The 13,790-nt window shown below is 66.8% G+C and carries 13 protein-coding genes; 7 read left to right on the forward strand and 6 right to left on the reverse strand.

Annotation, left to right across the window (positions count from 1 at the left end; translation table 11 throughout):
* Positions 1-33: 33 nt before the first annotated feature.
* On the reverse strand, positions 34-1,296 hold the full coding sequence (locus C7R54_RS13390) for a citrate/2-methylcitrate synthase (protein WP_129150911.1): 1,263 nt from the start codon (positions 1,294-1,296) through the stop codon (positions 34-36).
* A 197-nt stretch (positions 1,297-1,493) separates the two neighbouring features.
* Here C7R54_RS13390 and C7R54_RS13395 point away from each other — a divergent pair, with 197 nt between their 5' ends.
* The 4 genes from C7R54_RS13395 (at position 1,494) to C7R54_RS13410 (ending at position 5,162) form a co-directional block, all read left to right on the forward strand.
* Complete coding sequence (locus C7R54_RS13395) at positions 1,494-2,447, forward strand: 2-hydroxyacid dehydrogenase (RefSeq protein ID WP_129150912.1); 954 nt, start codon at positions 1,494-1,496, stop codon at positions 2,445-2,447.
* A 42-nt stretch (positions 2,448-2,489) separates the two neighbouring features.
* On the forward strand, positions 2,490-3,254 hold the full coding sequence (locus C7R54_RS13400) for an SDR family oxidoreductase (RefSeq protein WP_129150913.1): 765 nt from the start codon (positions 2,490-2,492) through the stop codon (positions 3,252-3,254).
* Positions 3,255-3,338: 84 nt separating this feature from the next.
* Complete coding sequence (locus C7R54_RS13405; RefSeq protein ID WP_129150914.1) at positions 3,339-4,382, forward strand: Bug family tripartite tricarboxylate transporter substrate binding protein; 1,044 nt, start codon at positions 3,339-3,341, stop codon at positions 4,380-4,382.
* 342 nt (positions 4,383-4,724) lie between these two features.
* Entirely contained in the window at positions 4,725-5,162 is a 438-nt protein-coding gene (locus C7R54_RS13410) for an ATP-binding protein (RefSeq protein WP_129150915.1), read from the forward strand.
* Positions 5,163-5,216: 54 nt separating this feature from the next.
* Here C7R54_RS13410 and C7R54_RS13415 read toward each other — a convergent pair whose 3' ends face one another.
* Positions 5,217-6,668 (reverse strand): glutamate-cysteine ligase family protein, encoded by a 1,452-nt coding sequence (locus tag C7R54_RS13415; protein ID WP_240039524.1) that lies wholly within the window; start codon positions 6,666-6,668, stop codon positions 5,217-5,219.
* A 280-nt stretch (positions 6,669-6,948) separates the two neighbouring features.
* Here C7R54_RS13415 and mnmH point away from each other — a divergent pair, with 280 nt between their 5' ends.
* Together mnmH and C7R54_RS13425 are read left to right on the forward strand one after the other, a co-directional pair.
* Positions 6,949-8,079, forward strand: a complete 1,131-nt coding sequence (gene mnmH / locus C7R54_RS13420; RefSeq protein ID WP_129151069.1) for a tRNA 2-selenouridine(34) synthase MnmH — start codon at positions 6,949-6,951, stop codon at positions 8,077-8,079.
* Between the two features lie 136 nt (positions 8,080-8,215).
* On the forward strand, positions 8,216-8,827 hold the full coding sequence (locus tag C7R54_RS13425) for an NAD(P)-dependent oxidoreductase (protein ID WP_129150917.1): 612 nt from the start codon (positions 8,216-8,218) through the stop codon (positions 8,825-8,827).
* A 78-nt stretch (positions 8,828-8,905) separates the two neighbouring features.
* Here C7R54_RS13425 and C7R54_RS13430 read toward each other — a convergent pair whose 3' ends face one another.
* The gene (locus C7R54_RS13430) at positions 8,906-9,391 is read right to left on the reverse strand and encodes a GlcG/HbpS family heme-binding protein (RefSeq protein WP_129150918.1); all 486 of its coding nucleotides are present in this window, start codon (positions 9,389-9,391) and stop codon (positions 8,906-8,908) included.
* A gap of 101 nt (positions 9,392-9,492) precedes the next feature.
* On the opposite strand from C7R54_RS13430, the gene C7R54_RS13435 reads away from it, so the two are divergent.
* Positions 9,493-10,380, forward strand: a complete 888-nt coding sequence (locus C7R54_RS13435; RefSeq protein ID WP_129150919.1) for a LysR substrate-binding domain-containing protein — start codon at positions 9,493-9,495, stop codon at positions 10,378-10,380.
* Positions 10,381-10,497: 117 nt separating this feature from the next.
* Here the strand turns inward: C7R54_RS13435 and C7R54_RS13440 are convergent, their stop codons facing one another.
* From C7R54_RS13440 to C7R54_RS13450, 3 genes are all read right to left on the reverse strand, one after another.
* Positions 10,498-11,058 (reverse strand): hypothetical protein, encoded by a 561-nt coding sequence (locus C7R54_RS13440; protein ID WP_129150920.1) that lies wholly within the window; start codon positions 11,056-11,058, stop codon positions 10,498-10,500.
* A gap of 135 nt (positions 11,059-11,193) precedes the next feature.
* Entirely contained in the window at positions 11,194-12,639 is a 1,446-nt protein-coding gene (locus C7R54_RS13445; RefSeq protein WP_129150921.1) for an MmgE/PrpD family protein, read from the reverse strand.
* Positions 12,640-12,687: 48 nt separating this feature from the next.
* Positions 12,688-13,776, reverse strand: coding sequence for a tripartite tricarboxylate transporter substrate binding protein (locus C7R54_RS13450; protein ID WP_129150922.1), 1,089 nt, complete (start codon positions 13,774-13,776; stop codon positions 12,688-12,690).
* Positions 13,777-13,790 lie beyond the last annotated feature (14 nt).

The following is a 13,790-nucleotide window of genomic DNA, read 5'->3' on the forward strand; positions in this document are numbered from 1 at the left end:
AGTTGCCAGCGCAGTTGCCGGCTCACCCGTCAACTAGCGCACGCCCGGCCCTGCCTCCGGCATGGGGCCGATGTACCGCCCGCGAGGCCGGATCACCTGCGCCTCGCCCAGCTGCTCCAGGCTGTGCGCCAGCAAGCCCACGCTGCGCGCGGTGGCGAACAGGCCGAACGCCGCATCGACCGGCAGGCGCAGGTGCGCGACCAGCGCCGCCAGCGCGGCATCGATGTTGGGTTGCAGGCCGGTGAGGTCGGCCACCTTGCGGATGAACCGGACGATCACTTCCGGGGGCTCGAACAGGGCCAGCAAGGCCTGCGCGCGCGGGTCGCCGTCGGGATAGAGATGGTGGCCGAAGCCCGCCAGGGACAGGCCCGTGGAAAGGTAGTGCGCGATGACATGATCTTCGCCCAGGCGTTCCACCTCATCGAACAAGGCCTGTACGCGGCCGGAGGCATCGCCGTGCAACGGCGCGGCCAGGGTGGTCAGGCCCGTCAGCAGGCAGGCCGGCAGCGATGCCGCATTGGAAGCGGCGATGCGCGCCGCGAACGCGGAGCTGGTCAATTCGTGGTCGACCAGCAGGACCATGGCCGTGCGCAGGAGTTCGGCCACCGCGGGGGGCTGCTCCCACCCTTGCGCGAAGCGCTGGTGCAAGGGCGCCTTGCCTGGCCTGGCGCCGAAGGCATCCGCGAGCTGGCCGACGAGACCCTGGCATTCGTTGTGCAGTACCCGGGTCAGCCGCCCGCGCGTGGAGTGCCCCGTGGCGGCGAGCATCGCCAACTTCGTGAATGCGGTGACGCGGGCGGGTACGTCCTTGGGTTGTGCCATGCCCGTGACGGCGGTCGCGGCACGCGGCGACTTGCTCGCCCGTTCGCCGCCCGCGCTGGCCGTGGGGTGCACTGCGCCTGCCGCGCCTCTTGCCTCGGACATGACCGAGGAAAAATCGATGTCCTGCTCCGCGTTCCACAACAACCGGGCCACGTCTTCCACGGTCGCCGTGCGTGACAGCGTCACCGCGTCTTGTCCGCGGTAGTACAGGCGCTGCCGGATGAAGGTCGACACCGCGGTCGGGATGCTGGGTTCGGAGCCGAACAAGGTATTGGTCGCCAGCGTTTCGTGCTTGCGTCCGGCCTGCTTGCGCCGGGCCAGGGTGGCGACATCTTCCGCGCGATAGAGACTGCGCCGGGTGTCTTCCGGGTCGGTCATTACCTCCAGCTTGCCGCGGCTGACGTAGGCGTAGATCGTCTGCGGCCGCACGCCCAGGCGGCTGCATGCCTCGGCCATCGATATCCAGGAAGCCATGCCAGTCCTAATGACCTAATGAGGGAAAAAGCAGCCCCCTGCGGGGACGGCCGCTACAAAGTCTTATATATTGATTTTGTACGTCAATATTGCCATAAGAATCAATCCTTAAATACCATGAATGCATTCTTCCCAAAACGATTCCGAGACTGACGTTGCGGCTCCTGTCCGCGACCCCGATGCAAAGGCGTACCGATATGAAGCCGCAGGTCCTGCAACTGAACCCCATCCTGATTCCCGCGATCAATGAAGAGCTGGCATCGCTGTACCAAATGCACAAGCTGTTCGAGATGAGCGACCCAGCCGCGTTCCTGCGCGAGCACGGAGCGGCCGTGGGCGCGGTAATCACCGGCGGCCATACGGGGATTTCGCGGGAGATGCTGGCGCAACTGCCGAACCTCAAGGTGGTGGCGGTGAACGGGGTGGGTACCGACGCGGTGGATCTCGCGTATTGCCGCGCGCGCGGCCTGCCCGTGACGGCGACCATCGGCGCATTGACGGAAGACGTGGCGGACCTTGCCATCGGCCTGCTGATCGCTGCCTGCCGCAACCTGTGCGCCGTGGACCGCTTCGTGCGCGACGGCCAGTGGGAACGACAGCCATCGCCTGCCGCGATTCCGCTGGCCCGCCGCTTCAGCGGGATGCGCGTCGGCATCGTCGGCATGGGCCGCGTGGGCCGCGCCGTCGCCGTGCGCGCGGCAGCCTTCGGGTGTCGGATCCTTTATACCGACCTGCGCCGCATGGACGATATCGAGCATGCGTTCGTGCCGGACCTGGTCGACCTGGCGCGGCAGTCGGACGCGCTGGTGCTGTGCGCCGCCGCCGACAAGGCGGAAGGCATTGTGAACGCCGCCGTGCTGGATGCCCTGGGGCCGCGCGGCTACCTGGTCAACGTGGCCCGCGGCCGCCTGGTGAATGAGACGGACCTGGCCGCGGCCATCGAAGCGGGCCGCATCGCCGGCGCGGGCCTGGATGTCTTTGTCGACGAGCCGCGCGTGCCTGCCGCGCTGCGCCAGTCCGACCGCACGACGCTGCAGGCGCACCGCGCCAGCGCGACGTGGGAGACCCGCGAGGCCATGGCCCGCATGGTCCTGGACAGCGTGGCGCAGGGCCTGGCCGGGCAGCGTCCCGCCCTCAGCCTGACGACTTGAACATCCCTCTTCGAACCAACAACGTATTCCAGGAGTGTTGCCTTGAACGCCCCCACTTCCAAGAAAATCGCTCTCGTCACCGGCGCCGGCAGCGGCGTGGGCCGCCTTACGGCGATCGCGCTATTGAACGACGGCTGGACCGTCGTGCTGGCCGGCCGGCGTCCTGAGCCTTTGCAGGCGCTGGCGGACGAAGCCGCATCGCGCGGCCAGGCGGCCCTGGCGGTGCCGACCGACGTGACGAGCCCGGACAGCGTGCAGGCGTTGTTCGACCGCATCGAAAACGAATACGGCCGCCTGGACATGCTGTTCAACAACGCCGGCGTGAACGCGCCGGCGGTGCCGATGGACGAGTTGCCGCTGGAGAAATGGTTCGCCGCGATCAACACCAACGTCACGGGCGTGTTCCTGTGTGCCCGTGCGGCCTTCGGCCTGATGCGCCGCCAGTCGCCGCAGGGAGGGCGCATCATCAACAACGGCTCGATTTCTGCGCACACGCCGCGTCCCTTCACGGCGCCCTATACCGCCAGCAAGCACGCGGTTACCGGCCTGACCAAGGCCTTGTCGCTGGATGGCCGTGCCTTCAACATCGTGGCCGGCCAGATCGACATCGGCAATGCGCTGACGGAATTGTCCGAACGCATGAAGCGCGGCGTGTTGCAAGCCAATGGCACGACGGCGCCCGAGCCCATGATGGACGCGCAGCACGTGGCCAACGCCGTCAAGCACATGGCTTCGCTGCCGCTGGACGCGAACGTGCTGAGCATGACGGTCATGGCGAGCAACATGCCCTTTGTCGGGCGCGGTTGACCGTCGAACCGCGGTGCGGGCTGGATAGTCCCGCCGACGATTCCCATGAGAGTTGAATATCAACCGAGAGGAAGGAGACAAGACATGACGACCCGTTCCCTGCAGTTCCGTAGCCCGCGGTCCCGTACCTCGCAGTTTCGTAGTCCCGCATTCCATGCCTTTTCCAAGGCCTTGGCCGCCGCCACGATAGCCGCCACGCTGGCCGTGGCGCACGGTGCGGCATCGGCCCAAGGCTATCCCGATCATCCCATCCGCGTCATCGTTCCCGCTCCGCCTGGCGGCGGCATCGACATCATTGCCCGCGTGGTGGGCGAGAAGCTGTCGACCTCGCTGGGACAAGCCGTGATCGTGGACAACCGCCCCGGCGCGTCGAACAACCTTGGCACGGAGCTGCTGGCCCATGCCAAGCCCGACGGCTACACGATAGGCATCGTCGGCGGCAGCCACAACATCAACAAGTTCCTGTTCAAGAACCTCGGCTGGGATCCGGAGAAAAGCTTCGAGCCCATCATCTACACCCACGAAATCCCCCTGGTCTTCGCCATCTATCCCAAGATTCCCGCCAAGACCCTGCCGGAACTGGTGGCCTACATGAAGGCCCATCCGGAGGAGGACAAGGTGGCGACCTCGGGACGCGGAAGCGCCCAGGAGATGGCTGCCGAGATGTTCAAGATGGCCAGCGGCGTGCCGATGCTGATGATTCCCTACAAGGGATCGTCGGCTGCGCATCCCGACCTGCTGGCGGGTCGCACCATGCTCTACATCGATACGATCAGCGCGATCCAGGAGCAGGTGAAGTCCGGCAATGTCCGCGCCGTCGCCGTGTCGTCCCTCAAGCGCGCCAAGGCCTTGCCGGACGTGCCGACCGCCGACGAGCAGGGCTACAAGGGCTATGACGCCAACACCAACGGCGGCTTCCTCGCGCCGGCCGGCACGCCCAAGGCCATCGTCGACAAGCTCAATGCCGAGATCAACAAGGCCTTGAAGGAGCCCGACGTGCGCGCCAAGCTGGAAGCCGCCGGCATCGTCATCCAGGGCGGGTCGCCGCAGGACTATGCCAGGCTGATCCACTCGGACCTGGAGAAGTGGGGCAAGGTGGTCAAGCAGGCGGGCATCCAGCCCGAGTAGCGCAACGCGGTGGTCGAGAATCAGGCGTTCGGCGCCGCCTGCGTGGCGGCGTCGTCGCTTGCATCCACGTCGTTTTCCTGTCGCGCTATTGCGTTATTGCGCGGGCGGTTCAGCCGAGGTGCGCCGATGCCGGAAAAGAATACGTATACGAACCGTTGGACGTGTGCATTGGCGCCTGGCATCGTATCCACGGCCGGCGTGAGTGGAGCAATAAGGCGATAAATTGCACGCATGATAGGCGATTGGCGCCGCCGTCGATATGTCGCCATCACGAAAGCGCCCGGGTGGTGCATACTTGCGCCTGTGGATCGTTTCTCATCCTGTTTATCAGCCCTGGTCATCATGCCCGAAGACACGCTGTCCTTGCGACCTGAAGACGACCCGATCGGGCGCGCCATGCAATGGCTGGAAGCCATTGCCGACCGTGAAGACTGGGCGCCGAAGGCGCGTTTCGGCCTGACGTTGAGCATGGACGAGGCGCTGACCAATATCCTGGCCTATGCGTTCACCCCGATCGGCGGCACGCAGGGCGCACCGTCCATCGAGCTGACCTATGCGAATGATGGTTGCGAACTGCGGGTGGAGATTGCGGACAACGGTCATGCATTCGATCCCACCAGCCTCGACATTGGCGATGCCGCACTGACGCTCGACGAAGCGGAAGTGGGCGGGCATGGGCTGCGCTTGATGCGTCATTACCTGAAATCCTTCCATTATCGGCGCGAGGGCGCGTGGAATCGGTTGACGCTGGTGCTGGACAGTCCGGCGGGGCTTGCCTGATTTCCCGCGGCCGACAGGACGCCAGCCTCAGGACGCCAGCTCAGTACGCTAGACTCAGGACGCTAGACTCAGGACGCGCTCGGGGTAGATGGCCGCGAGGCGGCTCTTGGCATCGCCGTGCGCGTCCTGCCATAGCGCCAGCAGGCGGTCGGCGCCGGTGCGCCGAGTGTCCAGCACGTGGCGCGCATAGGCCAGCCAGCGGCGGTCGGCGTCGTCCTCCAGCCCCGCTTGGGCCACGGCCAGCGTGTCGGCGGCAAGCTGGCGCGCCAGGTCTTCGTCCAGCGCCGCGTCGATGGCGGTGGCGCGCAAGCCGCGCAGGGTCATCCAGCCGTATTCCCGTACCAGGTCTTCGGCCTGCGCCAGGTTGCGCAGCAAGCCCAGCTGCATGGCGGACGGCGCCAGCGGCGCCGTTGACGCGATATCGTCGCCGGCCTCGCGGCGCAGTTGCCGGTCCGGGAAAACCGCTGACGGGGCGCGCCCCTCGATATAGCCATTCACGCCCAGGCGTTCGTACAGCGCCTCGATGCCGCCCGGTTGCCGCCAATGCGCCAGCAGTTCTTCCACGGTGCAGTGGCTGTCCAGCCGGTAGCGCCAGCGCGCATCCAGAAAATTGGAGAACTGGGCATATTCGAAGTGAGCGGCCCGCGGGGTCAGCATGACGGGCTGGCCATTGTCGGCGCGCCGGCCAGGCCACGACGGCGCGCGCAGGAATTGACCCAATGAGGGATCGCCCGCGAGGGTAGCCGTGGTGTCGTGCTTGTAGTCGACCGCGCTCATCAGCGGCAGCGCGTGGCTGTGCGTATCGCCTTCGAACATCCAGCGGAAATAATCGCCCAGGTCCTCGAAGGGCCGGTCCGGCATGTGGTGCAGCCGCAGGTCGCTGGCAAAGCGGGCATGGCGGAACATGCGGTCCCACATGGTCAGGCGATTGTCCTTGCGGCCGGTCGGCCGTCCGCATTCCAGCGGGCTGTTGGCGAACAGCGCGATGAATGCCGGCGCCAGGGCCATGAGGATATTGAGCGCTCGCGCCGCCTCGTGAACGGGCACCGACGTGCAAGGGCTGTTCTGCGCCTTGGCGTCTATGCCCACGCGATGCAGCCAGCCGCGGTGGCCGACGATGTCGTCGTAGATGGGGCGCGGCACCCGCAGCGCGGCGTAGCGGTCCGGGTCCAGGGACGCGGCGGGGTGTTCGCCGGCATTCAGGATGGCCGCATCCTCCGCGGCCAACGCCTGTTGCACGTCGCGCAGTTCGGCATAGACCGCCGTGCCCAGCCTGTCCAGGCCGCCGCGGCCGCCGGCGACGGGGTGCAGGGCGCTTTCAAGCAGGTTGTAGCCGTTGTCCAGGCCGCTCTCGGCCAAGGCGCCGCATGCGCTGACCACCCGGCCCGCCAGGTTGCCAAGCGTTATCGCTTCGCCGCGGGCCGACCGCAGGCGCCCCAGCGACGCGGGATAGTCCTGGACGGCATGGCTGGCGCCGCTGCCGCGGCGGACCACCACCATTTCCATTTCGAGTCCAAGTTTCTGTCCTGCCTGCTGTTCAGTCTGCTGTTCAGTCCGCTGTTCAGTCTTTCGGCCGGGCTTGTCCCGTAACTTCATGCATCGCCCCCTGAAAGCCGTTCCCGCTTCCCGCGCGCCGGATGTCGCGCGATCCCAGGGCTTGCGTATGTCCATGGCTGGGTTCAGTTCCCTTCCGCGTTAGAATGTGGCCCACACTACTTCCAGCGCAGGTTGTCGCGCGTGCCACGCGCCTGCTCGTCTGTTTTCCGGGCTTTTTTACCGCATGAGCATGCGTGGCGATACCAGCAATTACCGCGATCTTTTTCTCGGCGACGTCCCCATGATGGACGCGCGCGCGCCCATCGAGTTTCGCAAGGGTGCGTTTCCGCACACGGTGAACCTGCCGCTGATGACGGACAGCGAGCGGCAGAAGGTCGGTACCTGCTACACACAGCAGGGCGAGGCCGCGGCCATCGCGCTGGGCCATCGGCTGGTCAGCGGGCAGGTCAAGGCGGAGCGCCTGGCCGCCTGGGCCGACTTCGCGCGCGCGCATCCGGATGGCTATCTCTACTGCTTTCGCGGCGGCTTGCGCTCGCAGATCGTGCAGACCTGGTTGCGCGAGGAGGCCGGCATCGCCTATCCGCGCGTGATCGGCGGCTACAAGGCCCTGCGCGGCTTTCTCCTGGACACGCTGGACCGCGCGTTGGCCGAATGCGGCTTCGTGGTGCTCGGCGGCATGACGGGCACGGGCAAGACGGACGTCCTCGCGCAGCTGGCGCACGGACTGGACCTGGAAGGCCACGCCCATCACCGGGGTTCCAGCTTCGGCAAGCGCGTCACCGGCCAGCCGGCGCAGATCGACTTCGAGAACGGCCTGGCCGTCGACATCCTGAAGAAGCGTCACGCTGGCCATGCGCATTTCGTGGTGGAAGACGAGGGCCAGGCCATCGGGGCCTGCAGCGTTCCGGTGGGCCTGCATCAGGGCATGCAACGCTATCCGCTGGTGTGGCTGGAGGACAGCTTCGAGAACCGGGTGCGGCGCATCCTGCGCGACTATGTCGTGAACCTGGGCGCGGAGTTCGTCGCCGAGCACGGCCACGAGCAGGGGCAGCTACTGTTCGCGCAACGGCTGCGCCAGAGCCTGGACAAGATCCAGAAACGGTTGGGCGGCCTGCGGCACCAGCAGTTGGCGGCCATCATGGATGCCGCGCTGGCGGAGCAGGCGCGCGGCGGCGGCGTGGAGGGACACCGGGCATGGATCGAGGCGCTGCTGACAAGCTACTACGATCCCATGTACCGCCATCAGCGGGAAAGCAAGGCGGGGCGTATCGTCTTTTCCGGCGACGAGGCCGCCGTGCTGGAGTACTTGCGCCGCGCCAGCACGATGGCACGCCGGCCTGACCCGGGCACTTCGGCGTGACGTCTTGTGGGGCCGGAGCGTCTTGCATAAGATGCCATCAGGGTGGCAGGCCCGAGATGCAACACTTAAGATGCAGGATGTTGGCACGGTCTGCATAGCAGGCCGTGTCCCATACCGAACTCTTGGAGATTTGCTCATGGCTGACGTCGCACTCATCGGCGCATCCGGCAATGCCGGCGCGCGCATCCTCAAGGAACTGTCCGACCGCGGCCACCACGTGACCGCGATCGCCCGCAATGCCGAGAAAATCGCCAAGCTGCCCAACGTCACGGCCAGGCACGGCGACGTTTATGACAAGGATGGCCTGGTTGCGTTGCTGCGCGGCCACGACGCCGTGATCAGCGCGGTGCATTTCACCGCCAGCGATCCCCATGTGCTGATCGACGCCGTGCGCGCGGCCGGGGTCAGGCGCTACCTGGTGGTCGGCGGCGCCGGCAGCCTGGAGATCGCGCCGGGCCAGCGCCTGGTGGACCAGCCGGACTTCCCGCAGGCCTACAAGGTCGAAGCGACCAAGGGCGCGGAATTCCTCGACCTGCTCAAGGGCGTGCAGGACCTCGACTGGACCTTCCTGTCGCCGTCGGCCATGTTCATTCCGGGCGAGCGCACCGGCAAGTTCCGCCTGGGCACCGACCAGTTACTGGCCGGCGAGCATGGTTCGAGCATCAGTTTCGAGGACTATGCGATTGCATTGGTCGACGAATTGGAAACGCCGGCGCACGTGCGCCGGCGTTTTACGGTCGGATATTGAGCAGGACAGGCTGAGAAGGTCAGGCGCTCAGTTACTCCAACCGTTACTCCAACCGTTACTCCGACGCTACCGCAATCGTTATTGCAACGCCGCCACGCCCGCCTGCGCGATTTCCTCGTCATGCTGCGGCGTGTCGGCCGAGACGCCGATGGCGCCCACTACCTGGCCGTGGACGGTAAGCGGTAGTCCGCCCCGCATCAGGACGAAGCCGCGCGCGGTCGCCGCGGCGGGCCGGTTGCCGTTGATGGCGTCTTCCAGCGCGCCGCTCGGCCGACGGAACAGCGCGGCGGTGCGCGCCTTGCCGGGCGCCAGTTCGACGCCGGCTGGAACCGCGGCGTTATCCATGCGCAGCAGCAGCAAGGGCTGCCCGGCGGCGTCGACCACCGAGATGACGCAGGGCCAGCCGGCCGCCTGCGCCTTGGCCTGCGCGGCGGCCAGCACATGTTGCGCGGCGGCCAGATTGAGCACGGGTTGGGTGGGCAATTGGGGCGGGGCGGCGTGGGCCGAGGCGGCGATACCCAGTCCAAATGCGAGGGCGGCCGTATAGCGGGTGAGGCGTTTCATTTCAGACTCCTGATGCTGCGGAAAAACGAGTCTCTATTTCAGCATCGAGTAAATTCGTGTTCAATAAAGAAGACTGGCTTCTTTATTTAAGAAAACTGAATATGGAAATTCGCCACCTGCGCGCCTTCGCGGTCGTCGCGCGTGAACTCCACTTTGGCCGCGCCGCCGAGTTGCTGGGCATTTCCGCGCCTACGCTGACCGTGCAGATCCAGGAACTGGAACGCGCCGTCCAGGCGCGCCTGCTGCAACGGACCAAGCGGTCCGTGGCCTTGACCCCCGCCGGCGCGACCTTCCTCGCCGAAAGCGAAATGGCGTTGGCCCAGTTCGACCATGCGGTGGACGTGGGCCGCCGGGCCGGACGTGGCGAGGTGGGGGCGATCGCGCTGGGATATGTGGGATCCGCTGCTTACTCCGGCGTCCTGCAGGACCAGACGCGGCGTTTCCTGTCGCGTTGGCCGGACGTGGAGATCCGCGCGCGCGAGCTGCCGATGGATGAACTGCCCAGCCTGCTGGAGGACGGCAAGGTCGACGTCGCATTCGTGCGCACGCCGGTCAACCTGCCTGCCAGCCTGTCCGGCCGCGTGCTGGCCAGGGACCGCTTCTGCCTGGCATTGCCGCGGGACCATGCCTTGGCGCGTGGCGACGCGCCCGTGCCCGCGCGGGCCCTGGCGGGCGAGTCCTTCGTGGTGCCGGAACAGCACTCCGGCTTGCAGGAGGTGGCCCGGCGCGGGCGCTTCACGCCGCATATCAGCGCGGTGCCGGGTTCCCTGCTGGCGGTATTGACGCAGGTATCGGTCGGCGCCAGCGTGGCGGTGGTGCCCAGCGTGCTGCGGCGGGTGATCGCGCTGCCGCATGTGGTGTATCGGGATATCGCCGGCGCCGTCATTCCCTCGCAGGTCGCGGCCATCTATCGCCGGCACGAGGCCGCCCCCGGCGTGCGGCGCTTCGTCACGCAGATTCTGCAAACGCCGGAGCCCAAGGTGCAGTAAGGCGCGGCAGTAAGGCGCGGCAAGGCACACCAAGGCACACCGAGGCACAGCGAGGCACGCTAGGCGCGTGCCATGGCGCCGCCGCGTGGCAGGCCGCGCGCCAGGTCCGGACGGGGCCTAGAGCCGCGGGAGCAGGCTGATCTCCAGCTTGTCCTTGCCCGACGACAGCTTCCCGGCGATCTGTCTCATCTTAGCTTCCGTCATGCCGTGCTCATCCATGCCGGGCGTCACGAGCAGGTTGCCGCTCTCGATGGGACCGCGGATGACCACGGTGGTGAGCACTTCGCCAGCGGCGCGCAGGACCACGCTTCTTCCGACGTTTTCGCTGGTCAACTGGGCCAGGGCCTGGCGCGACTCGGGCGCCAGGCGGATTTCCAGCGTGGACTGCTCGCCGGGCTGGCCTTCGCGGATCGCGGCATGGGCGACGGTCAATACCAGCGGCGCGGAAGACAGCTGGGCCAGGAGCCGGTTCCTCGCGCCGGATTTCGCTCCGGCGGGGGGCTTTGCCGTCCACGATGGCGGCAGGCCAGCAAGGGACTCAGGGATAAGGGGTTCGGGCACTGCCTGGAATGCCTGGGCCGCCGGCAGCGCACCCATCCCCGCCGCGAACAGCGCCGCCAGGACGGAATACCTGGTCGCGCGCGGCATGCCTTGCCTGCCCTTGCTGGTTGCACGCATGGGTAAGGACCTCGTAAATAATGAACCTGGCGCATTCTACGGGGCCGCGTGTCCATGCCAGGTAACGATAGGCAATGGTTTTTTCCCAAATCGTTGCGGGGAGGCTCGCCGGCCCAGGGTTTTTTTCGCCTTCCGCTATTTCATATACAGCTTGCGCAAGGCACGTGCGTCCTTTATCTCGTCGATATGCCATAGCGCATCGAGCAGCTCCAGGCTGCGCTTCCTGCCCAGCACCGGCGCCAGCAGGTCGATGGCTTTCTCGTTCTCCTCCGGCGGCGTCAGCGGGTTCTCGAAACTCCCCTTGGCCGCCATGGTCTGGCCGTGCAGGACACGGCCATCCTTGAGATGCACGGCCATGACGCAACGCCAGCGCCGCTGCACGTCCGTCAGCGACGGATCGCCCACGGCGTGCACCCGCGCGCGCATTTTCAGGACGCGCGGGTCCTTCATGCGATCAAAATCGTGGGCGGACTTGAACGTCAGCTTGCGGTCCAGCAGCATGACGGCCAGCAGGTGCTGCACCGAGATGTCGGGCATGGGGCGGTTGTCGACGATCTCCAGTTCCTTGTCCGGCATGTTGGCGATGACCTTCTCCACGTCGTCCGCGCCGAAGCCGTGTTCGGCCATCAGGTCGTTCAGCACGTGCATGGGACCCTGGATAGGACCGCCTATGGGCCAGCGCTTGATGGACGCGCGCAGCATCTCATAGTCCTTGCCCAGCCCGCGCGCCAGGTCCTCGCGGTCGTATGCCTCGGGCGCGAAGGTGTGGAAGAAATCGCGCTCGCCGGAAAAGATATCCTCCACGCCGGTCCAGCCGCAGGCCGCCATCATGGCTGCCTGCAAGCCGTTGTGGGCGGGCATCCCACCCATCGCGTAGGCTTTCTCTATGTGCTCGGGATCGCGGAACATGGTGTAGAGTCCCGCCGTCTGCTGGCCGGTATAGGACAGCATGTAGCGCACCTGCAAGGGCGTGAGGGCCAGCAGCGAACCCGCCGCGGCGGCCGCGCCGAACAATTGCCCGGTCGCTCCGGCGTGATGGCCGGAGCGCAGGTAGGGCATGGGCTTGAGCGTGAGCAGCATGCGGGCGCACACGTCGTAGCCCAGCACGACGGCGCGCAGGAATTGCGCGCCGTTCAAGCGCTTGCGCTCCGCAATCGCCAGCGCCGCCGGGATCACGCTGGTGCCCGGGTGGGTCAGGGATGGCGGATGCGTATCGTCGGTTTCGTCGGCATGGCCGAACATGCCATTGGCCAGCGCCGCATTCTGCACCGTGGTGACGATGCGCGTGCCGATCACCCCGGCTTCCTCGCGTCCGCCCAGGGGTTTCACATATTCGATGGCTTTTTTTCCCGGCAGCAGGCGCGACCCGGAAATCATCGCCGCGAAGGTATCGACCAGGTGCAGGCGGGCGCGCTCGGCAACCCTGCGTGGTAATGGGCGTTCGGCGGCCTGGGCGATGTAGCGGCTCAGCTTCCGCATGACCGGGGAGATGCCGGCGACCGCGTCTCCCGGCGCTTTTTCGACGGTTTCTCCTGCCGCTTTCTTCGCAACGCGCTTGTCGGTGTTCTGGTGTTTTTTCATGTGCGTCTTCTACGTTCCTGCTGGGGGTTGCATGGCCAACGCGCGGCATCAATCCGCGTGGATATTCATTTTCTGGATAAGTCCGGCCCAGGTGGCCGACTCCGTCTTGATCAGCGCGGCGAACTCGCGCGGCGTGTCGATGGTCAGCTCAAGGCCCTGCTTGGCCATGGCGTCGCGGACGTCGGGCTGCTGCACGACCTGCTGCGCGGCCGCCGCCAGTTTTTCGACAATGGCATCGGGCGTTCCCTTGGGCAGCAGCAAGCCATACCAGGACGTCACGTCGAAGCCCGGCAGCCCGGTCTGGTCCAGGGTGGGCAGGTCGGGCGCCACGTCGGAGCGCTTCAGGCCGGTGACCGCCAGGGCGCGCAGCTTGCCGTCCTTCACATGCGGCATCACGGCCGACACGCTGCCGAACATCAGCTGGGCCTGCCCGCTGAGCAGGCCTATCGTCGCCGGGCCGCCTCCCTTGTAGGGGATGTGAGTGATATTGGTCCCGGTGCGCGCCTTGAACAGTTCGCCGGCCAGGTGCAGCGGGCTGCCGGTCCCGCTGGACGAGTAGTTGAGTTGACCGGGCCTGGACTTGGCCAGGTTGACCAGGTCCTGCACGCTGTGCACGGGCAGGCTGGGGTTCACCACCAGCACATACTGCGCCGCGGCCAGCAGCGTGACCGGCTTGAAGTCTCGCTGCACGTCGAAGGGTAGGTTGCGGTAGAGCGAGGGATTCATGGTCAGCGCCGTGTTGAATCCCATCAGCACCGTGTAGCCGTCAGGTTCGGACTTGGCCACGATATCGGTGGCGATGTTGCCCGCGGCGCCGCCCCGGTTGTCGACGACGATAGGCTGGCCCAGCAGCGCGCCCAGCTTCGGCGCCATGATGCGGGCCAGCGTGTCGGTACCGCCACCCGGCGGGAAGGGCAGCACCAGGCGGATGGGATGGACGGGCCACTTGGAGGCGTCTTCCGCGGCGCTTGCCGGCGCCGCGGCCAGCATGGCGATGGCGGCGGCCGCGGCCGCGGCCGAGGTTACGGCGACAGTGGCGATGGCGGCAAGCCGCCGTGGCAGCGCGGCAGCGGCCCGGGCCAGCCGCGTGGCTGCGCGACGCGCCGGATGGCGCCTCGCTGTGGGGAGGAATGGCATGATGGTCTCCAGGT

Origin of the sequence: Achromobacter aloeverae, from assembly GCF_004121055.1 — a bacterium.
Lineage (GTDB): Bacteria > Pseudomonadota > Gammaproteobacteria > Burkholderiales > Burkholderiaceae_B > Bordetella_C > Bordetella_C aloeverae.

Excerpts from the sequence above, each read along its gene's own strand:
- C7R54_RS13450 (WP_129150922.1), bottom strand. The coding sequence starts at position 13,776 with ATGCCATTCCTCCCCACAGCGAGGCGCCATCCGGCGCGTCGCGCAGCC.
- C7R54_RS13405 (WP_129150914.1), top strand. The coding sequence starts at position 3,339 with ATGACGACCCGTTCCCTGCAGTTCCGTAGCCCGCGGTCCCGTACCTCG.
- mnmH (WP_129151069.1), top strand. The coding sequence starts at position 6,949 with ATGCGTGGCGATACCAGCAATTACCGCGATCTTTTTCTCGGCGACGTC.
- C7R54_RS13440 (WP_129150920.1), bottom strand. The coding sequence starts at position 11,058 with ATGCGTGCAACCAGCAAGGGCAGGCAAGGCATGCCGCGCGCGACCAGG.
- C7R54_RS13415 (WP_240039524.1), bottom strand. The coding sequence starts at position 6,668 with ATGGAAATGGTGGTGGTCCGCCGCGGCAGCGGCGCCAGCCATGCCGTC.
- C7R54_RS13410 (WP_129150915.1), top strand. The coding sequence starts at position 4,725 with ATGCCCGAAGACACGCTGTCCTTGCGACCTGAAGACGACCCGATCGGG.
- C7R54_RS13445 (WP_129150921.1), bottom strand. The coding sequence starts at position 12,639 with ATGAAAAAACACCAGAACACCGACAAGCGCGTTGCGAAGAAAGCGGCA.
- C7R54_RS13435 (WP_129150919.1), top strand. The coding sequence starts at position 9,493 with ATGGAAATTCGCCACCTGCGCGCCTTCGCGGTCGTCGCGCGTGAACTC.
- C7R54_RS13390 (WP_129150911.1), bottom strand. The coding sequence starts at position 1,296 with ATGGCTTCCTGGATATCGATGGCCGAGGCATGCAGCCGCCTGGGCGTG.
- C7R54_RS13395 (WP_129150912.1), top strand. The coding sequence starts at position 1,494 with ATGAAGCCGCAGGTCCTGCAACTGAACCCCATCCTGATTCCCGCGATC.
- C7R54_RS13425 (WP_129150917.1), top strand. The coding sequence starts at position 8,216 with ATGGCTGACGTCGCACTCATCGGCGCATCCGGCAATGCCGGCGCGCGC.
- C7R54_RS13430 (WP_129150918.1), bottom strand. The coding sequence starts at position 9,391 with ATGAAACGCCTCACCCGCTATACGGCCGCCCTCGCATTTGGACTGGGT.